This is a genomic window from Serratia sp. CMO1, from assembly GCF_015689115.1.
In the GTDB taxonomy this organism is placed as follows: Bacteria; Pseudomonadota; Gammaproteobacteria; order Enterobacterales; family Enterobacteriaceae; genus Serratia; species Serratia marcescens.
In genome coordinates this window covers 868,719-886,483 of sequence record NZ_CP065032.1, presented here as the reverse complement: position 1 = coordinate 886,483, position 17,765 = coordinate 868,719, and the positions used below count along the sequence as shown (strand labels likewise).

The 17,765-nt window shown below is 59.5% G+C and carries 19 protein-coding genes; 3 read left to right on the top strand and 16 right to left on the bottom strand.

The features are described 5' to 3' along the window. Positions 1-36 precede the first annotated feature (36 nt). The 3 genes from crl to gpt all read right to left on the bottom strand — a co-directional run bounded on the left by crl (position 37) and on the right by gpt (position 2,508). Positions 37-438 (bottom strand): sigma factor-binding protein Crl, encoded by a 402-nt coding sequence (crl, locus tag IT763_RS04110; RefSeq protein ID WP_004930258.1) that lies wholly within the window; start codon positions 436-438, stop codon positions 37-39. A gap of 60 nt (positions 439-498) precedes the next feature. Next, positions 499-1,746, bottom strand: a complete 1,248-nt coding sequence (frsA, locus tag IT763_RS04105; protein WP_021504999.1) for an esterase FrsA — start codon at positions 1,744-1,746, stop codon at positions 499-501. A gap of 303 nt (positions 1,747-2,049) precedes the next feature. Then, positions 2,050-2,508 carry a xanthine phosphoribosyltransferase gene (gene gpt, locus IT763_RS04100; protein WP_004930253.1) on the bottom strand — a complete coding sequence of 153 codons (459 nt, stop codon included), beginning with the start codon at positions 2,506-2,508 and terminating at the stop codon, positions 2,050-2,052. Between the two features lie 339 nt (positions 2,509-2,847). Here gpt and pepD point away from each other — a divergent pair, with 339 nt between their 5' ends. Continuing rightward, the gene (pepD, locus tag IT763_RS04095; protein WP_049299722.1) at positions 2,848-4,308 is read left to right on the top strand and encodes a beta-Ala-His dipeptidase; all 1,461 of its coding nucleotides are present in this window, start codon (positions 2,848-2,850) and stop codon (positions 4,306-4,308) included. 43 nt (positions 4,309-4,351) lie between these two features. On the opposite strand, the gene dinB is transcribed toward pepD, so the two are convergent. Then, the gene (dinB, locus tag IT763_RS04090) at positions 4,352-5,413 is read right to left on the bottom strand and encodes a DNA polymerase IV (RefSeq protein ID WP_079449642.1); all 1,062 of its coding nucleotides are present in this window, start codon (positions 5,411-5,413) and stop codon (positions 4,352-4,354) included. Positions 5,414-5,596: 183 nt separating this feature from the next. Between dinB and IT763_RS04085 the strand changes: the two genes are divergently transcribed. Continuing rightward, a complete protein-coding gene (locus IT763_RS04085) occupies positions 5,597-6,490 on the top strand; it encodes a glycerophosphodiester phosphodiesterase family protein (RefSeq protein WP_206195200.1) in 894 nt (297 codons plus the stop codon). 65 nt (positions 6,491-6,555) lie between these two features. On the opposite strand, the gene IT763_RS04080 is transcribed toward IT763_RS04085, so the two are convergent. The 10 genes from IT763_RS04080 to IT763_RS04035 all read right to left on the bottom strand — a co-directional run bounded on the left by IT763_RS04080 (position 6,556) and on the right by IT763_RS04035 (position 14,840). Further along, positions 6,556-6,975: a putative T6SS immunity periplasmic lipoprotein gene (locus IT763_RS04080; protein WP_016928983.1), complete on the bottom strand. Its 420-nt coding sequence runs from the start codon at positions 6,973-6,975 to the stop codon at positions 6,556-6,558. A gap of 4 nt (positions 6,976-6,979) precedes the next feature. Continuing rightward, a complete protein-coding gene (locus IT763_RS04075; RefSeq protein WP_016928984.1) occupies positions 6,980-7,513 on the bottom strand; it encodes a hypothetical protein in 534 nt (177 codons plus the stop codon). A 216-nt stretch (positions 7,514-7,729) separates the two neighbouring features. Next, a complete protein-coding gene (gene nqrM / locus IT763_RS04070) occupies positions 7,730-7,957 on the bottom strand; it encodes a (Na+)-NQR maturation NqrM (protein WP_004930244.1) in 228 nt (75 codons plus the stop codon). A gap of 7 nt (positions 7,958-7,964) precedes the next feature. Then, complete coding sequence (locus IT763_RS04065) at positions 7,965-9,014, bottom strand: FAD:protein FMN transferase (RefSeq protein WP_206195199.1); 1,050 nt, start codon at positions 9,012-9,014, stop codon at positions 7,965-7,967. Next, positions 8,998-10,221, bottom strand: coding sequence for an NADH:ubiquinone reductase (Na(+)-transporting) subunit F (gene nqrF / locus IT763_RS04060; RefSeq protein WP_033634097.1), 1,224 nt, complete (start codon positions 10,219-10,221; stop codon positions 8,998-9,000). Before nqrF ends, IT763_RS04065 begins: the two co-directional genes overlap by 17 nt. Before the next feature lie 15 nt (positions 10,222-10,236). Next, positions 10,237-10,833 carry an NADH:ubiquinone reductase (Na(+)-transporting) subunit E gene (nqrE, locus tag IT763_RS04055; RefSeq protein ID WP_004930235.1) on the bottom strand — a complete coding sequence of 199 codons (597 nt, stop codon included), beginning with the start codon at positions 10,831-10,833 and terminating at the stop codon, positions 10,237-10,239. 6 nt (positions 10,834-10,839) lie between these two features. Then, entirely contained in the window at positions 10,840-11,469 is a 630-nt protein-coding gene (locus tag IT763_RS04050; protein ID WP_004930232.1) for an NADH:ubiquinone reductase (Na(+)-transporting) subunit D, read from the bottom strand. Next, positions 11,462-12,256: a Na(+)-translocating NADH-quinone reductase subunit C gene (locus tag IT763_RS04045; protein ID WP_015376731.1), complete on the bottom strand. Its 795-nt coding sequence runs from the start codon at positions 12,254-12,256 to the stop codon at positions 11,462-11,464. The genes IT763_RS04050 and IT763_RS04045 overlap by 8 nt, the downstream gene beginning before the upstream one ends. Next, positions 12,246-13,487, bottom strand: a complete 1,242-nt coding sequence (locus IT763_RS04040) for an NADH:ubiquinone reductase (Na(+)-transporting) subunit B (RefSeq protein WP_016928991.1) — start codon at positions 13,485-13,487, stop codon at positions 12,246-12,248. Before IT763_RS04040 ends, IT763_RS04045 begins: the two co-directional genes overlap by 11 nt. Positions 13,488-13,490: 3 nt before the next feature. After that, positions 13,491-14,840, bottom strand: a complete 1,350-nt coding sequence (locus IT763_RS04035) for a Na(+)-translocating NADH-quinone reductase subunit A (RefSeq protein WP_160126039.1) — start codon at positions 14,838-14,840, stop codon at positions 13,491-13,493. 554 nt (positions 14,841-15,394) lie between these two features. Here IT763_RS04035 and dpaA point away from each other — a divergent pair. Next, positions 15,395-16,165, top strand: a complete 771-nt coding sequence (gene dpaA / locus IT763_RS04030) for a peptidoglycan meso-diaminopimelic acid protein amidase (RefSeq protein ID WP_004930225.1) — start codon at positions 15,395-15,397, stop codon at positions 16,163-16,165. On the opposite strand, the gene IT763_RS04025 is transcribed toward dpaA, so the two are convergent. Continuing rightward, positions 16,100-16,903 (bottom strand): class II glutamine amidotransferase, encoded by an 804-nt coding sequence (locus IT763_RS04025; protein WP_004930222.1) that lies wholly within the window; start codon positions 16,901-16,903, stop codon positions 16,100-16,102. The genes dpaA and IT763_RS04025 overlap by 66 nt on opposite strands. A gap of 101 nt (positions 16,904-17,004) precedes the next feature. Next, on the bottom strand, positions 17,005-17,586 hold the full coding sequence (gene lpcA, locus IT763_RS04020; RefSeq protein WP_004930220.1) for a D-sedoheptulose 7-phosphate isomerase: 582 nt from the start codon (positions 17,584-17,586) through the stop codon (positions 17,005-17,007). Positions 17,587-17,765: the final 179 nt, after the last annotated feature.

Here is a 17,765-nt window from a genome sequence, read left to right as displayed (position 1 = left end):
CAACGCGAAATCAGCACAATACGTGGTCAAACGGGGTCAGGCGGAGAGTTTGATCAGTTTTTCTTTGAAATCGTCGGCGGGTTCCAGCCCCAGCTCCATGGTCGCCAGCAGCTCGCCGAGGCGGCGATGGAAGTCGCGCAGGGTGTCTTCCAGCTTGGCGTTCACTTCATCATCCTTAATGTTTTGCGCCGTCCAGTCGCCTTCCTTGTCGAACAGGCCGAATTGGTACGAATAGGTGAAGCGCGCCTCTTCCGCCTGCAGCTCCATCCACCAGCCCCAGAACTCACGCTTCTCCGGAGCGGGCTTTACATTGACGCAGACGGCCAAACAATCAAAGAAAAAACGGTCGTTTTCACATTGCCCTTCACGCAGGTACGGCCCCAAGCTGGCAAAACGTTTCATTAGTCGGCTTTTAGGGTGACCACTCGGTAACGTCATTCTCTAACCTCCTCAATGTAGACCACTCTTTTTAACAAACTGTTAAAATTTAGCAACTAATTAACGCATTTTGTCCCTCAGCCAACCGGACATCTGCAGCAACGCCCGGTGGAAGCTGTCGTAAACCGGGGTGCGCGGGATGGCGACCAGCTTGCCGCTCACCGAGGAGGTGACGATCAGCTGCGACTCTTCTTTCGGGCTGAGCGTATCGCGCTCCCAGTAGCCGGAGATCATCGGCGTCGGGCAACGGCGCCCCAGCAACCCCTGCATTTTCAGCGAGTAGCTGTTCAGCTCCACCTTCAGCACGTTGTCGGAGGCATTGGCCATGCCCATGCGGCTGGCCAGCACGTCCATATACATGTCCGGCACGTTCAACTGGGTGCTGCTGTCGCACAGCAGGCGATGCACCACCGGCCCCAGGCAGGCCACGCCGCGCAGCCGCTGCGGCTCCAGATAGGCCAGCCGCACCGCCACGTTGGCGCCGAAGCGGAAGCCGAAGGCGCTCACCCGCTGATGATCCACCCACGGCACCGAGGCCAGCTGGATCAACACTTGTTGGTGCAGGTAGCTGGAGTCCTGCGTCAGCTTCCATTTGCAGGAGGAACCTATCGACGGCATGTCGAGCGTCAGCATGGCGATGCCGTGCGGCGCCAGGTAGTCGCGGAACAGGCGATGATAGTCAGTCTGCAGCGTATCGAGACTGCCGCACATCAGCACCGTCGGGAACGGCGCTTCGCCCTTCTCGGGCATGTGCAGGAAACCGGTGACGCTGCCGCCGCCTTCGATGCGAAACTCCAGCTCTTTCAGCTGATACGGCAGCAGCAGCGCCGCCTCTTCGTACGCACGGTTAGCCAGCATCTCCGCCTGTTCGGCCAGTTCGTCGCCCTTCAGGTGCGGGTAGCCGGCGATGCTGTACAGGCTCGCGGCCTTCAGCCAGTATTCGCCGCCGAGCAGCGGATCCTGCTGCTCCGTCGCCCGCTGTTGCCACTGCATGCCCTGATGGATCCATTCGTAGATCCAGTTGCCGTTGCGGTAGCCCACCACGGTATCCAGCCGCTGCGGATTGCTGCGCTCGGCGTCCGAGGCGGCGATGCGCGCCAGCACTTCGTGGATTTCGATCGGGCTGACGCCGCGCCAGGCCCACAGCAGCGGATTCAGCATGCGGTACCAGCTGCCGGTGGTGTCGCCTTCCAACGCGGAATGCATGGCGGCGCTCACTTTGTTGCGCGCGCGCAGCACCAGCGTCGAGGTTTCAGGGTGTTTGAATTTGGGCTTGAAAAGAATTTCAGAAAGGTTGGCCTGTGCCATGGTAACAACAGCCTCCGTAAATCTGGCGATAGGCCGCAACAGGCCTACTTAACTGGAGGTAGTGTACCTAACTCTGGCGGGATAAACCAAGATAACGCAAACGCCCGGCATAACCGGGCGTCAGGCGGCTGACAAAGGAGGAAAAAGCGTGGTTTTTCCTCCTTTGTGGTCAACGGCCGAAAATCAATAAATTGATTTTCCTTATTTTTTATATCTTGCCTTCGGTAAGCCTGACAACGCCATCACGTTTATCATTAAACAAACGCCCGGCATAACCGGGCGTTGACTTGGAACTGGCTGGGCTTAGCGACCGCCGATAGGGGGAACGAAGCTGACGCCCATGTCCCACGGCTGCTCAATCCAGGTGTCCTGTGGGATGTCGATCACGTAGTCGTCCACCAGCGGACGGCCCGCCGGCTTGGCGAAGATGGTGACGAAATGCGCTTTCGGGTACATGTCGCGAATCGCTTTTGCGGTGCCGCCGGTATCCACCAGATCGTCCACCACGATGAAGCCTTCACCGTCGCCTTCGGCGCGCTTGAGCACTTTCATTTCGCGCTGGTTGTCATGGTCATAGCTGGAAATGCAGACGGTATCCACATAGCGGATGCCCAGCTCGCGCGCCAGCAGGCCCGCCGGCACCAGGCCGCCGCGGCTGACGGCAATGATGCCGGTCCATTTGTCGGCAGGCAGCAGGCGGTGCGCCAGCTTGCGTGCATGTATTTGCAGCATATCCCAGGTAACAACGTATTTTTCGCTCATAGAATCGTGTCCCAGCCGGTTGGTGAAGCGGCTTACTTTATAGTTCAGGGGAAAAAAGGTTGCGCGAGATTATAGAGACTGGCCGCGTTGAATTCCAGCTGTACCGAGGAAAACCTCGCGATTTCCGCCGGACGGCTTTTCGGTGATTGATGCTGAAAAAGCGAGCGTTCCCGCCGCGAAGCCGTGTGATCAAGCGCTTAAACCGCACAATACGGGGGGCGCACCGCCGGAAATAAAGTGATATTCTCTGACGATCGTGCCACGACGCACAGATACCCGCTCACCTTAACCGCGCGGCACGCCCGTCCTGTCGGAGCCTGCCGTCACAGGAGACTTATAGTGTCTGAATTGTCTCAGCTTTCGCCACAGCCGCTGTGGGATATTTTCGCCAAGATCTGTTCTATCCCGCACCCTTCTTATCATGAAGAAGCGCTGGCGCAGCACATCCTCACCTGGGCCAAAGAAAAGAATCTGCACGCCGAGCGCGATCGGGTCGGCAATATCCTGCTGCGCAAGCCGGCCACCAAAGGCATGGAAAACCGCAAGCCGGTCGCGCTGCAGGCGCACCTGGACATGGTGCCGCAAAAGAATAACGACACCGTGCACGACTTCGCCAAGGATCCGATCCAGCCTTATATCGCCGGCGAGTGGGTGAAAGCGCGCGGCACCACGCTGGGCGCCGACAACGGCATCGGCATGGCCTCCGCCCTGGCGGTGCTGGCCGACGACAGCGTTGAGCACGGCCCGCTGGAAGTGCTGCTGACCATGACCGAAGAAGCCGGCATGGACGGCGCCTTCGGGCTGCAGCCGGACTGGCTGCAGGCGGACATCCTGATCAATACCGATTCCGAAGAAGAAGGCGAAATCTACATGGGTTGCGCCGGCGGCATCGACTTCATCACCACCCTGCCGCTGCAGCGCGAAGCGGTGCCGGCCGGTTACCAAACCCTGAAGCTGACCCTCAAGGGCCTGAAAGGCGGCCATTCCGGCGCCGAGATCCACGTCGGGCTGGGCAACGCCAACAAACTGCTGGCGCGCTTCCTGTTCGCCCATGCGGCGGCGCTGAACCTGCGCGTGCTGGACCTGAACGGCGGCACCCTGCGCAACGCCATCCCGCGTGAAGCCTCCGCGGTGGTAGCGGTGCCGGCGGACAAAGCCGACGCGCTGAAAGCGCTGAGCCAGGAGTTCCTGGCCGTGCTGCAGAACGAACTCTCTGCCAAAGAGAAGAACATCACCGTGCTGCTGGAGCCGGCCACCAGCGCTTCGCAGGCGCTGAGCGCCGACAGCCAGCAACGCTTCCTGGCTCTGCTGAACGGCACGCCGAACGGCGTGATCCGCATGAGCGACGCGGTGAAAGGCGTGGTGGAAACCTCGCTGAACGTCGGGGTGGTCACCACCAGCGAAAACGAAGCGGAAATCATCTGCCTGATCCGCTCCCTGATCGACAGCGGCAAAGACTACGTGGTCGAGATGCTGACCGCGCTGGGCCAGCTGGCCGGCGCCAAAGTGGCGCCGAAGGGCGGCTACCCGGGCTGGCAGCCGGACGCCGACTCACCGGTGATGCACCTGGTGCGCGAGCTGTATCAGGATCTGTTCAACAAGACGCCGAACATCATGGTGATCCACGCCGGCCTGGAATGCGGTCTGTTCAAAAAGCCGTATCCAAACATGGACATGGTATCGATCGGGCCAACCATCACCGGCCCGCACTCGCCGGATGAGCAGGTGCATATCGAAAGCGTCGGTCTGTACTGGAAGCTGCTGACCTCGTTGCTGAAAGCGATCCCTGAGCGCGCGTAATCTGCGCGCTTAACGCAAAAAGCCGGCGACTTGCCGGCTTTTTTTATTCCCAAGGCAGCGCCAGCTGCCGCTCCAGCTGCGGATCGAGCAGCGTCACATGCAGCCCCACCAGCCGCACGCCGCGCCCTTCTCGCCGCTCGCGCCACGCCTGCCGCGCCACCGCCAGCAAATCCTGCCGGTTCAGCACCGGGAACACGTGTTCCTGAGTGGTTTGCTGAAAATCCTGAAACTTCAGCTTCACGCCTTGCCGGGCGATGTGCAGATCCGGCTTCACCTTGCGCAGCCGCATCTCCAGCTCGGGGTAGAGTTTGTCGATAATCAGCGTTTCGCAGTCTTCCCAGTCGTGAATGTCTTCCGCCAACGTGCGCTCCACGCCCACCGATTTACGCAGCCGCTCCGCCGAGATTTCGCGCCGATCGATGCCCTGACACCGCTCCCACAGCACCCGGCCGAACTTGCCGAAACGCTTGAGCAACTGCGCCAAATCGTATTGCTGCACGTCGGCGCAGGTGATGAGCCCCACCTCTTCCAGCCGCTTGGCGGTCACCTTGCCGACACCGGGGATCTTGCTAAGCGGCAGCTGCTGCAAAAACGCCGGTACCTGCGCCGGCGTGATCACGTATTGCCCGTTCGGCTTGTTCATCTCGGAGGCGATTTTAGCGAGAAACTTGATTGGCGCGATGCCGGCCGACGCGGTGAGGTTCAGCTCGTCGGCGATCGCCTGACGGATCTCCTGGGCGATCAGCGTCGCCGAACCGTTGCATTGCGGGCTGTCGGTCACGTCGAGATAGGCTTCATCGAGCGACAGCGGCTCGATCAACGGGGTGTAGCGGGCGAAGATTTCACGGATGTGTTGCGAAGCCTCTTTGTAGGCCGCCATGCGCCCCGGCAGCAGGGTGAGATGCGGGCACAGCTTGAGCGCCATCGCCGTGGACATGGCGCTATGCACGCCGTAGCGCCGCGCCGGGTAGTTGGCGGTGCTGATCACCCCGCGCCGATCGGCGCTGCCGCCAATCGCCAGCGGGATATCGCGCAGGCTGGGATCGTCGCGCATTTCCACCGCCGCGAAGAAGCAGTCCATATCGACATGAATGATTTTACGCATCGCATCCTCCAGTAACACTGTATAAGTATACAGTCAGATACCGAAAGCTCAAGGCCGCAGGCTTCGATGAAAGCGCCGTTTCCGCCAGATATTTCCGCGTTGTTAAAAAAGCTTAATTTTTCAATAGTATGATTTCCGCCATCCCGTGCGGCTCACCACAACGATAACGACAAGGTACTCTACATGATCAGATTTTCTCATTGGCTGCTGGCTTCCGCGCTGTCGCTGAGCGCGCTGGCGGCCAGCGCTGCCGGTCACGCGCCGGCGATCGTCGCCCACCGCGGCGGCACCGCCGATGCGCCGGAGAACACCCGCATCGCCATCGAAACCGCGCTGAAAAACGGCGCCGACGCCGTTTGGATCACCCTGCAAGCATCCAAAGACGGCGTCATCGTGCTGTATCGCCCCTCAGATCTGAAGGCGCTGACCAACCGGCAGGGCCCGGTCTCTGCCTATACTGCCGCGCAGTTGGCCGAGACCGATGCCGGCTGGGCGTTCGCCAAAGGCGATGCGCATCCGTTCCGCGGCCAGGGCATCGGCATTCCGCGGCTCGACGACGTGCTTAAAGCGTTTCCGCACGTCACCTTTTATCTGGACATCAAATCCCCGGACGCCGATCCGGCGCAGTTTGGCCAGGCGCTGCTGGCGACGCTGGAAAGCACCGACAGCCTGAATCGCACCCGCGTCTACTCTACCGACGCCAAATACCTGCAGGCGCTGCCGCCGGCCATCCCGCGCTTCGAAAGCCGCGACGAAACCCGCACGCTGCTGGCCAACGTCACCATGGCGCACCAGTGCGATGTCAAACCGGACAACCGGCAGCCGCGCTGGTACGGGCTGGAGCTGAAGCGCGAGGTGGAAGTGGTGGAGAAGTACACCCTCGGCGAAGGGCGGTCGAAGGCGTTTCTGACCTGGGATAAAGAGTCGATGGATTGTTTCCGCTCGCAGGGCCCGGCGCACATCATTCTGTTCGGCGTCAACACGCCGCAGGCGTATCAGCAGGCGCTGGCACTGGGCACCGACGGCGTGATGGTCAACTCGCCGGCCGAGGCGAAAAGTTTCCGCAAGGCGAAATAAATCACCGGTTACGGCATAAGGCGGTTCGTCATCCCGCCTTATGCCCGTATGGCTTTCAATATCCGTTAGCGAGCAGGAACCACCTGGATGGTGCTATTTTCATAGCGAACACTAAACCCAGCACCGAATAGCCGGGCGGCAGGCTCAAGACCTTTACTTCGTTTATCCCGCGACAACAGCGTCACCGATATCCCGTAAGACTTCCCGCCTTCGAATTTATAGTTATCGTCGGGAATGCACGTAGCCGCGGTGACCGCAGGCATCTCGTTATCCGCGAAGTGCTTGCCGAAGATAGCATTGGCGTTGCCGATTTCTTCGATAATGACGCCGGCCAAGCGTTCGTCCCCTTCAGGTTGAACCCGCACACAAACGTGGTTATCAACGACAGTGACGTTGGCCGCGTAGTTTTTTGGCCTCGGATCGTTCATGTGCATGCAGCCGACGAGCAACAAAGTTAGCGTTCCAGCCAAAATAATGCGGTTCATCCTGTTACCTCTGCTTAAGAAACTGAGAAAGCGCATATTCGTATTTTCTGGCGATCGTTTTATCCGTTACGCCCTGAAAATTCACGCCATTGTTAATCGCACCCAGCCAGATAGTGTAACCATACTTCTTCAGGAACCAATAATCAGCGATGATTGAAGCCTGCTGTTCCATGGAGTAGTTATGCAACAGCTGTTTACCATCGAGTCGATATTTGTATTCAGCAGCCCAACTCAATAACCCTCGGGTTCTCACCCACATGCCTTTTTGGTGCTGCCAGACATGGCTCATTTCGTGGATAAATACATGCTGGAAACCTGCAGCGGCCGTGGAAAAATCAGCCTTATATAAGGCTTGTCTAAACCAGACTTCTCCGTTGGGTGCCATCGCCGTTCTGTTGGCTTGCAGCCCAAACGGCAGATAGCTATCGCAGTGAACAAACACTTTTTCATAGAAAACTGACCTGCCAAACACGGAACGGGCCAAATTAATTTCACCCACCGTTAACCCCCGTTTTATCCCTTCTTGTTGTTGTCCCATCCTAGAACTCCCTAAATCCAAAAGAAACCTAATGAGACGACATTTTAACCAATCAAGTAAACAAGCTAACCAACTGATAAACAACAGAAAAATCCGGATGTTTTTAAAATGAGAGCTGTATCAACCTTAAGACCTAAAGCTTGATAAGAACAAAATAGAGGATGTACATTTTTCCTATCAAATAAAAAACCCGGCCAAGGCCGGGTTTTCGCTTCGCTACAGAATGCGGTGCTTGTCCAACTGCTCGCGCCGCTGCGCCGCTTTGGCTTCGCGTTTTTTGCGCGCATCGCACGGCTCCGGGCAGTCGCAGACTTTCTCCATGCCCAGCGCGGTGATGCCGCCGCAGCTGCCCTGCAGGCTTTTGCGCTTGAACACATAGCCCAGCGACATGCCGCCGACGATCAGCAGAAACAACACGAAGGTAGCGGCGAATACCGTCAACATAGCAACCTCACGAACGCTTTTTCAGATAGGGCTTGAACGCGTCTGAATAACGCTCCTCAAACCCGTCGGCGGTTTTCACGATCATGAACACCGGAATGCCGAGCAGGTTGGCCAGCGCCATGCCGCGCTCCGGCCCCATCACGTTCAGGCCGGTGGACAGGCCGTCGGCGGTCATGCAGGTCGGGCTCAGCACGGTGATCGACATCAGCCGATGATGGATCGGGCGCCCGGTGATCGGATCGATGGTGTGCGAATAGCGCACCCCGTCCTGCTCGAAGTAGTTGCGATAGTCACCCGAGGTGGCGATCGACATCTCCCCCGGTTGGATCACCAGCTGCGCCTGCTGCTGCGCGCCGGTGGTCGGGCGCTCGATGGCGATGCGCCACGGCTTTTGCTCGCCGTTATGTCCGCGCGTGCGCACCTCGCCGCCGATATCCACCATGTAGTCTTTCACGTGTTGCGATTGCAGATACTCCGCCACCACGTCCACGCCATACCCTTTGGCGATCGACGACAGATCGACGTACAGCTCGGGGATGCTTTTCACCAGCGCGCTGCCCTGCACCGCCAGTTTGTCGGCGCCGGTCCAGGCGCGACGATGCTCCAGCTCCGCCTCGCTCGGCACCTTATCCGGCCGCCCTTCCGGGCCGAAGCCCCACAGGTTGACCAGCGGCCCGACGGTCACGTCCAGCGCGCCATCGGTGACGCGATTGATGCGCAGCGCTTCGCGCACCACTTCGGCGGTGGCCGGCGAAACCGGGAACGGCCGGTCAATGTCGCGGCTGGCGTTGAAGCGGCTGAGCTCGGAATCCGGCCGGTAGGTGGACATCTGATCGTTCACCTGTTCCAGTCGTTTGTCGATCTCCGCCTGCATCTCGCGCGCCGACGGCGTATTGTCGCCGGCCACGTAACGGATCGAATACGAGGTGCCCATGGTTTTACCCGTCAGATCCACCTGTTCCGGCCCGCAGCCGGTCAGCAGCAGGGTGGCGCTCAGCGCCACGCCCGCCAGCCAGTTCTTCGTCGCCAATGCGCGCAATTTAGCCACCAAAGTCATCCAGCATGATGTTTTCGTCTTCGACGCCCAGATCTTTGAGCATCTTGATCACCGCGGCGTTCATCATCGGCGGCCCGCACATGTAAAACTCGCAGTCTTCCGGCGCCGGGTGGTTCTTCAGGTAGTTCTCCAGCAGAACATTATGGATAAAGCCGGTGTAGCCGGTCCAGTTATCTTCCGGCTGCGGATCCGACAGCGCCACGTGCCAGGTGAAGTTTTCGTTCTCCGCCTGCAGCTGGTTGAAATCGTCTTCATAGAACATCTCGCGCAGCGAACGCGCGCCGTACCAGAAAGTGATCTTGCGCTTCGAGTTCAGACGCTTGAGCTGATCGAAGATGTGCGAGCGCATCGGCGCCATGCCTGCGCCGCCGCCGATGAAGATCATTTCGGCGTCGGTGTCCTTGGCGAAGAACTCGCCGAACGGCCCGGAGATGGTCACCTTGTCGCCCGGCTTCAGCGACCAGATATAGGAAGACATGATGCCCGGCGGCACGTCCGGATTGTTCGGCGGCGGCGTGGCGATACGCACGTTGAGCATGATGATGCCCTTTTCTTCCGGGTAGTTGGCCATCGAGTAGGCGCGCACCGTGGTGTCGTTCACCGTCGAGCGGTAGCGGAACAGGTTGAACTTGTCCCAGTCGCCGCGATACTCCTGCGGCACGTCGAAGTCGGCGTAGCTGATGTCGTGCGCCGGCGCTTCGATCTGGATGAAGCCGCCCGCGCGGAACGGCACGTCTTCGCCATCGGGGATCTTCAGCTTCAGCTCTTTGATAAAGGTCGCTTTGTTATCGTTGGAGATAACCTCGCACTCCCATTTCTTCACGCCGAAGATCTCTTCCGGCAGTTCGATCTTCAGGTTCTGCTTCACGTTCACCTGGCACGCCAGGCGGCAACCCTCTTTCGCTTCGCGCTTGTTGATGTGCGAGAGCTCGGTCGGCAGGATATCGCCGCCGCCCTCTTTGATCACCACCCGGCACTGGCCGCAGGAACCGCCGCCGCCACAGGCCGAGGAGACGAAGATCCCCTGGCTGGAGAGCACGTTGAGCAGCTTGTCGCCCGCCGGCGCATGGAAGCTCTTATCCAGATCGCCGTTGATTTCCACCGCGATGTCGCCGGTATTCACCAGCTTCGACTTGGCGAACAGGATCAGCAACACCAGCACCATCACGATGGCGGTGAACATTGCTACGCCTAAAATAATTTCCATAAATTCTTCCCGCCTTTACAACTGAACACCGGAGAAGGACATGAAGCCCAGCGCCATCAGTCCGGTGGTGATAAAGGTAATGCCCAGGCCGCGCAGCCCTGCCGGCACGTTGGCATACTTGAGTTTTTCGCGGATCCCCGCCATGGCGACGATCGCCAGCATCCAGCCGGTGCCGGAACCAAAGCCGTACACCACCGATTCGGCGAAGTTGTAGTCGCGCTGCACCATGAAGGACACGCCGCCGAAGATGGCGCAGTTCACGGTGATGAGCGGCAGGAAGATGCCGAGCGCGTTATACAGCGACGGGAAGAAACGATCGAGGATCATCTCCAGAATCTGCACCAGCGCCGCAATCACGCCGATGAAGGTGATGAAGTTGAGGAAGCTCAGATCGACGCCTTCCACCAGCGCGCCGTCGCGCAGGATCAGGTTGTAGACCAGGTTGTTCACCGGCACCGAAATGCCGAGCACGATGGTCACCGCGATGCCCAGGCCAAAGGCGGTCGAGACCTTCTTCGACACCGCCAGGAAGGTACACATCCCGAGGAAGAACGCCAGCGCCATGTTCTCAACGAACACCGCGCGCACAAACAGGCTGATATAGTGTTCCATCGGCCTTTACTCCTTTTCGATCTGCGCCGGCTTCAGGGTGCGCAGCACCCAGATCAGCAGGCCGATGATGAAGAACGCGCTCGGCGCCAGCAGGAACAGGCCGTTCGGCTGATACCAGCCGCCGTTCTGCACCGTTTCCAGCACCGGCACGCCGAACAGCTTGCCGGAGCCGATCAGCTCGCGCAGGAAACCGACCAGCACCAGGATCACCCCGTAGCCCAGCCCGTTGCCGATGCCGTCCATAAAGCTCTCGATCGGCGGCGACTTCATGGCGTAGGCCTCGGCGCGCCCCATCACGATACAGTTGGTGATGATCAGGCCGACGAACACCGACAGCTGTTTGGAGATCTCGAACGCATAAGCGCGCAGCAGCTGATCGACCACGATCACCAGCGAGGCGATGATCGCCATCTGCACGATGATGCGCACGCTGTTGGGAATATGATGACGGATCAGCGAGATGAAGAAGCTGGAGAACGCGGTCACCAGCGTCACCGCAATGGTCATCACCACCGCCGTCTCCAGCTTGGTGGTCACCGCCAGCGCCGAACAGACGCCCAGCACCTGCAGGGCGATCGGGTTATTGTCGAACAGCGGCCCCAGCAGGACCCGCTTTATCTCTTTGGAATCAGCCATTTTTCAGCGCTCCTTCACGAACTTTTTTCAGGAACGGGCCGAAGCCGTGCTCGCCCAACCAGAAATCAAACGTATGCTGTACGCCGTTGGAGGTCAGCGTGGCGCCGGACAGGCCGTCCACACCATGCACATCCCCCTGACGCGCGCCGCCTTTCACCACGCGGATCGCCGGCTGGCCATTGTCGTCGAACAGCTGCTTGCCGACCCACTGCTGGCGCCAGGACGGGTTCTCGACCTCCCCGCCCAGCCCCGGGGTTTCCCCCTGGTCGTAGTAGGTGATGCCCTTGACCGTGTTGCCGTCATTATCCAGCGCCACGAAGGCGTACATCATCGACCACAGACCGGTGCCGTATACCGGCAGCACAATCTTGTTCACCTGGCCGCTTTCATCGCGCACCAGGTAGATTTCCGCCTGGTTGCTGCGGCGCTTGATGCCGGCCGGATCGTCGCCCGCCGCCAGCGCCACGCTTTTGGCGTCGTCGCGCAGCGCGGCGCCCAGATCGAACGCCGCCGCCTTGCCGGCGACAAACTCGCCGCTGTTCAGATCCACCAGGCGCGGTTCGATGCGCTCGCTGTACAGGCGCTTGACCTGCTCGCTCTCCATTTTCGGCTGCAACAGGCCGGCTACGTCGAGAATATTGCGCTGCTTGTCGAGCAGCTTTTGCTCCTGCTGTTTGGACTTCAGGCCGACGGCGGAGCCCGCCACCACCACTGAACACACCAGACACAGCAGCAGCACTACCAGCAGCGTTTTACCGATGCCGTCGTTTTTCGCTTCATTCGCCACGGGCTTTTCTCCGCTTGATGTTGGCCTGCACCACCAGATAATCGAACAGCGGCGCGAACAGGTTGGCGAACAGGATCGCCAGCATCATGCCTTCCGGATAGGCGGGGTTGACTACCCTAATCAGCACGCACATCACGCCAATCAGAATGCCGTACCACCATTTCCCCTTATTGGTGAAGGAGGCGGAAACCGGGTCGGTCGCCATAAAGATCATGCCGAAGGCGAAGCCGCCCAGCACCAGATGCCAGTACCACGGCATGGCGAACATCGGGTTGGTGTCCGAACCGATGGCGTTGAACAACAGGGCGGAAGCCACCATGCCGAGCATTACGCCGGCGACGATGCGCCAGGAGGCCACGCGGCCGAACAGGATAATCGCCCCGCCGATCAGGATCATCAGCGTGGACACCTCACCGATCGAGCCGGGAATGTTGCCGAGGAAAGCGTCCAGCCAGCTGATGGACTGGCCGGTGGCCACGTTGCTCAGGCTGTGCGCCCCGCCCGCGCTCCACTGCGCCAGCGGCGTCGCGCCGGAGAAACCGTCCGCGGAGGTCCACACCAAATCGCCGGAGATCTGCGCCGGATAGGCGAAGAACAGGAAGGCGCGGCCGGCCAGCGCCGGGTTGAGGAAGTTGCGCCCGGTGCCGCCGAAGATCTCTTTGGCCACCACCACGCCGAAGGTGATGCCCAGCGCGGCCTGCCACAGCGGCAGGGTCGGCGGCACGATCAGCGCGAACAGGATGGACGTGACGAAGAAGCCTTCGTTGACCTCATGCTTGCGGATAATGGCGAACAGCACTTCCCAGAAGCCGCCGACGACGAATACCACGGCGTAGATCGGCAGGAAGTAACAGGCGCCCAGCACCATCTTGCTGACCCAGCCGGCGTCGGCCGCCAGCGAGGCGCCGAGCCACTGCGCCAGGCGATAATGCCAGTCGCCCGCCAGCACCTGTTGCAGCGCGTCGCCGCTGTACAGATGGTGCAGCGCCGGGATTGCCTGCTGGCCGACGTTGTACATGCCCCAGAACATCGCCGGGAACACCGCCAGCCACACCAGGATCATCATGCGTTTCAAATCGATGGCGTCGCGCACGTGCGAAGCGCCGCGCGTCACCGTGCCGGGGGTGTAAAACACCGTGGTGGTCGCTTCATACAGCGGGTACCACTTTTCCAGTTTGCCGCCCGGCGTGAAGTGATGCTCTATCTTCTCGAAATAATTCTTCAGGCCCATCGGTTATCCTTCCTGCTCAATCTTGGTCAGCACCTCGCGCAGCACCGGCGCGTACTCATACTTGCCGGGGCAAACGAAGGTGCACAGCGCCAGATCTTCCTCATCCAGTTCCAGGCAGCCCAGCGCTTGCGCGCTGTCGCTGTCGCCCGCCAGCAAATCGCGCAGCAGCAGCGTCGGCAAAATATCCAGCGGCATCACCCGCTCATAGTTGCCGATCGGCACCATGGCGCGCTCGCCGCCGTTAGTGGTGGTTGAGAAAGCGAACAGTTTGTTCTTCAGGAAGTGGCCCAGCGTGGTGCGGGTAATGGAGAATTTGTTCGGTGAGGGCACGATCCAACCGAACAGCTCTTTGTCGCGCCCTTCCTCCAACACCGACACCTGCGAGTGGAAGCGGCCGAGCCAGGCGTTCGGCCCGGCGGCGTGCATGCCGTTCAGCACCGAACCGGAGATCACCCGATTCTCGCCGCCTTTCAGGCGGCCGGCGGTCAGCTCATCGAGGCTGGCCCCCAGACGGGTGCGCAGCAGCGCCGGCTGCGCCACCTGCGGCCCGGCCAGCGCCACCACACGGCGGGTATCGAGCTTGCCGGTGGTGAACAGCGTGCCGATGGCGATGACATCCTGGTAACCGATGTGCCAAACGGTTTTCTTCAGGCTGACCGGTTCAAGGAAGTGAATGTGGGTGCCCGCCAGCCCGGCGGGATGCGGGCCGGCAAATTCGCTGTAGGCGATCTGCGGGCCGCTCTGCTGGCCAACCGAAGCGCCGGCGGCATGGCACACGTGCACCTTGCCCGCCGTCAGGCGCGCCAGCACCACCAGCCCGGCGTTGAACGCCGCCTGCTGCTCGGCGATGATCACCTGCGGATCGGCGGCCAACGGTTGGGTGTCCATCGCGGTGACGAAAATGGCGCGCGGTTCGCTGCCGGGAGCCGGCGTCTTGCTGAACGGGCGGGTGCGCAGCGCGGTCCACAGGCCGCTGGCGATCAGTTCGCTTTCGACCTGTTCGCGCGGTAGCTGGCTCAGTTCACCCAGCGGGTAGTGCGCGAACTCGAGCTGATCGTCGCCGCCGTTTTCCAGCGCAATCACCACCGATTGCAAGACGCGCCGCTCGCCGCGGTTAATCGCGGCGATGCGGCCGCTGGCGGGTGCCGTGAAGAAAACCCCGGGGTTTTTCTTGTCTTCGAACAACGCCTGGCCTTTCTTAACGGTATCGCCTTCCTGCACCAGCATGGAGGGGCGCATTCCGACATACTCTTCCCCAAGCAGGGCGACATGCTGAATGTTCGGGCCATCTTGGATCGCCTGAACCGGAACCCCGGCTATCGGCAGATCTAACCCTTTTCTGATCTTAATCATAGGATTTATACGATGTAGTTTGGTTTACACGTCTGCCCGGCCCCAGAGGCGGGTGCGGACGATGCCAGGATTGCCGGGCAGTGCACACGACGGCACGCCCAACATGAACTTTCTCGCAGTGAATATATGGGGTAACGCGCATTCCCTTGATTCCCCCCTCTCCGTTATTTGCGTGACAATCGATGTGTTAACGGCCTGTAGCCAAATAACCACCGAAACGGCCGGGTTATATGCCATAACCCCCGCCGCTTCAATCGCCACCGCGCGTTAAATTGAAGAGAGAATATTAACATTGTTCGCAACATTGTTCTGCGTTCCGTCGTGACTTGGGTCAAGCAAACGCAATTAAATTTCGCCTGTTTTTCACTACTTATCGTTAAAATCTGCCGGTCATTTCACTTTTATCGAGCTTTGTCGTTTTTTTATACATATCACGTATTGCTAAAAATAAACGCGCTGGTAATCTGGCGGTGTTTTGCAGCAGTAAAAACAATAATCAGTGGCATGCTGGCCAGGTTGATTACGCCGGCAGATAAATATAAGCAGGAATTATAATGAGCAAAATCGCGCTGTTGTTTGCGATGCTTGTTTCTATGCCGATGATCACGGCCTGCAGCGCCAGCGAGCAGGTACCCGAAGCGCCGGTAGTTAAACAGCAATTATTGGGTTCGCCGGTCTATATTCAGATCTTCAAAGAGGAACGCAAGCTGGAATTGTATGCCAGAATGGGCAATGAATTCCGCCTGGTCAACACGTTCCCGATCTGTAATTTCTCCGGCGGGCTGGGTCCTAAACGTCGTGAAGGCGACTTTAAAAGTCCTGAAGGCTTTTATAGCGTTGACGCGCGCCATCTGAAACCCGACAGCAAGTATTATCGGGCGATCAATATCGGTTTCCCTAACGATTACGATAAGTCGCAGGGCTATTCCGGCGCTTATCTGATGATCCACGGCGAATGTAAATCGATCGGCTGTTACGCGATGACCAACACCTATATGGATGAGATCTATCGCTACGTCGAAGCCGCCTTCGCCTATGGCCAAAGCCGCGTCGACATCAGCATCTACCCGTTCCGCATGACCGAACAGAACCTGAAACGCCATGCGTCATCCAGCTATATCGCCTTCTGGCGCCAGCTGAAGCCGGGCTATGATTACTTCGCGAAGAACCGCCAACCGCCGACAATGGGCGTGGTCAATGGCCAGTACGTCTTGGGTCAACCGCTGATGAGCAGCGGCGGCATGATGACGCAGTACGCGTCAGCCAGCCCGACGCCCAACACCAACCCCTTCGCTCAGAACAAGCCGCTCACCGAAGTGAAATAACGCGAACTCGCCTGGCTCAATCTTGTGCCAGGTTTCGTTGGCGGTCAGCGGTTGGGTGGCGATCACCGTGACCACATCGTTCGGTGTGGTCTGCTGCTGAAAATCGATCTCCACGTCCTGATCCAGTAGCGTCGCCTTGCCGAACGGCGCGCGGCGCGTGATCCAATACAGGTTGGTGGAGCAATAGGCCATCACGAAGCGCCCGTCCGACAACAGCATGTTAAATACCCCTTTCTTGCGCAGCTGGCTCGCCAACAGGCCGATATAGCGGAACACCGCCGGCCACTGGCTCGGGGTGCGCGGATATTTCAGCGCCAGCTGGTGCAGCAGCCAGCAGAAGGCATATTCGCTGTCAGTCTGGCCGACCGGGCGGAACGTGCCGGTATCCAACTGACGATAGCCTTTCAATTGGCCGTTGTGCGCGTAGGTCCAGTTGCGGCCCCACAGTTCGCGGGTGAACGGATGGGTGTTTTCCAACGCCACTTCGCCGCGGTTGGCCTGGCGAATATGGGACACCACCGCGCAAGACTTGATCGGGTAGTCCTGCACCAGGCGGGCGATCGGCGAGTTGAAGCTCGGCTGCGGATCCTTGAATGTGCGGCAGCCGTTCCCTTCATAGAAGGTAATGCCCCAGCCATCCTTATGCGGCCCGGTGCGGCCGCCGCGCTGTACCAGGCCGGTAAAGCTGAAGCAGATATCGGTCGGTACGTTTGCGCTCATCCCGAGCAGTTCACACATCGCCAGCACTCCTTAACCACACTGACACAGACTGTGCGGGCACGGCATACATGCGGCGCCCGCCGTCTTATTCATGGGGAGCCGCAGCTCCCCGAAGGCTATTAAGCCTTAACCATCTCTTTTTCGATCAGCTGAATCAAGATGTGAATCGCTTTGATGTGGATTTCCTGAATGCGGTCGGCGTAGCCGAAGTGCGGCACGCGAATTTCCACATCGGCGGAACCCGCCATCTTGCCGCCGTCCTTGCCGGTCAGGGTGATCACTTTCATCCCCTTGGCACGCGCCGCATCGATAGCCTTGATGATGTTGCCGGAGTTGCCGGAGGTGGAAATGCCCAGCAGCACGTCGCCTTCGCGGCCCACCGCTTCCACATAGCGCGAGAACACATACTCATAGCCGAAGTCGTTGCTGACGCAGGACAGGTGGCTCACGTCCGAGATGGCAATCGCCGGGTAGCCCGGGCGGTTTTCGCGGTAGCGGCCGGTCAGCTCTTCGGCGAAATGCATCGCGTCGCAATGGGAACCGCCGTTGCCGCAGGAAATCACTTTACCGCCGGCTTTGAAGGAATCCGCCAGCAGCACCGCCGCGCGTTGGATGGCGTCGATGTTGGCGTCGTCATTGATAAATTTCGCCAGGGTATCAGCCGCTTCGTTCAGTTCACTGCGAATAAGGTCGTGGTACATGAGGAACCTCTTGTTATCGTCAAATCTTCCGCTCCGCAGTGTACCGGATCGCGGAAACAGCGAGAAGCATTCTCGGCCAAACAGCGCGCCGGTTAAGGAAGCGGAGAGGTTTTTGATGATTGGTGCTGTCAGTTTGTGACCTGAGTTGTAATTAAACTGTAAACGCATTGATAAAAATT

Coding starts and splice junctions, on each gene's coding strand:
- crl (WP_004930258.1), bottom strand. CDS start 438: ATGACGTTACCGAGTGGTCACCCTAAAAGCCGACTAATGAAACGTTTT.
- frsA (WP_021504999.1), bottom strand. CDS start 1,746: ATGGCACAGGCCAACCTTTCTGAAATTCTTTTCAAGCCCAAATTCAAA.
- gpt (WP_004930253.1), bottom strand. CDS start 2,508: ATGAGCGAAAAATACGTTGTTACCTGGGATATGCTGCAAATACATGCA.
- dinB (WP_079449642.1), bottom strand. CDS start 5,413: ATGCGTAAAATCATTCATGTCGATATGGACTGCTTCTTCGCGGCGGTG.
- IT763_RS04085 (WP_206195200.1), top strand. CDS start 5,597: ATGATCAGATTTTCTCATTGGCTGCTGGCTTCCGCGCTGTCGCTGAGC.
- IT763_RS04080 (WP_016928983.1), bottom strand. CDS start 6,975: ATGAACCGCATTATTTTGGCTGGAACGCTAACTTTGTTGCTCGTCGGC.
- IT763_RS04075 (WP_016928984.1), bottom strand. CDS start 7,513: ATGGGACAACAACAAGAAGGGATAAAACGGGGGTTAACGGTGGGTGAA.
- nqrM (WP_004930244.1), bottom strand. CDS start 7,957: ATGTTGACGGTATTCGCCGCTACCTTCGTGTTGTTTCTGCTGATCGTC.
- IT763_RS04065 (WP_206195199.1), bottom strand. CDS start 9,014: ATGACTTTGGTGGCTAAATTGCGCGCATTGGCGACGAAGAACTGGCTG.
- nqrF (WP_033634097.1), bottom strand. CDS start 10,221: ATGGAAATTATTTTAGGCGTAGCAATGTTCACCGCCATCGTGATGGTG.
- nqrE (WP_004930235.1), bottom strand. CDS start 10,833: ATGGAACACTATATCAGCCTGTTTGTGCGCGCGGTGTTCGTTGAGAAC.
- IT763_RS04050 (WP_004930232.1), bottom strand. CDS start 11,469: ATGGCTGATTCCAAAGAGATAAAGCGGGTCCTGCTGGGGCCGCTGTTC.
- IT763_RS04040 (WP_016928991.1), bottom strand. CDS start 13,487: ATGGGCCTGAAGAATTATTTCGAGAAGATAGAGCATCACTTCACGCCG.
- IT763_RS04035 (WP_160126039.1), bottom strand. CDS start 14,840: ATGATTAAGATCAGAAAAGGGTTAGATCTGCCGATAGCCGGGGTTCCG.
- dpaA (WP_004930225.1), top strand. CDS start 15,395: ATGAGCAAAATCGCGCTGTTGTTTGCGATGCTTGTTTCTATGCCGATG.
- IT763_RS04025 (WP_004930222.1), bottom strand. CDS start 16,903: ATGTGTGAACTGCTCGGGATGAGCGCAAACGTACCGACCGATATCTGC.
- lpcA (WP_004930220.1), bottom strand. CDS start 17,586: ATGTACCACGACCTTATTCGCAGTGAACTGAACGAAGCGGCTGATACC.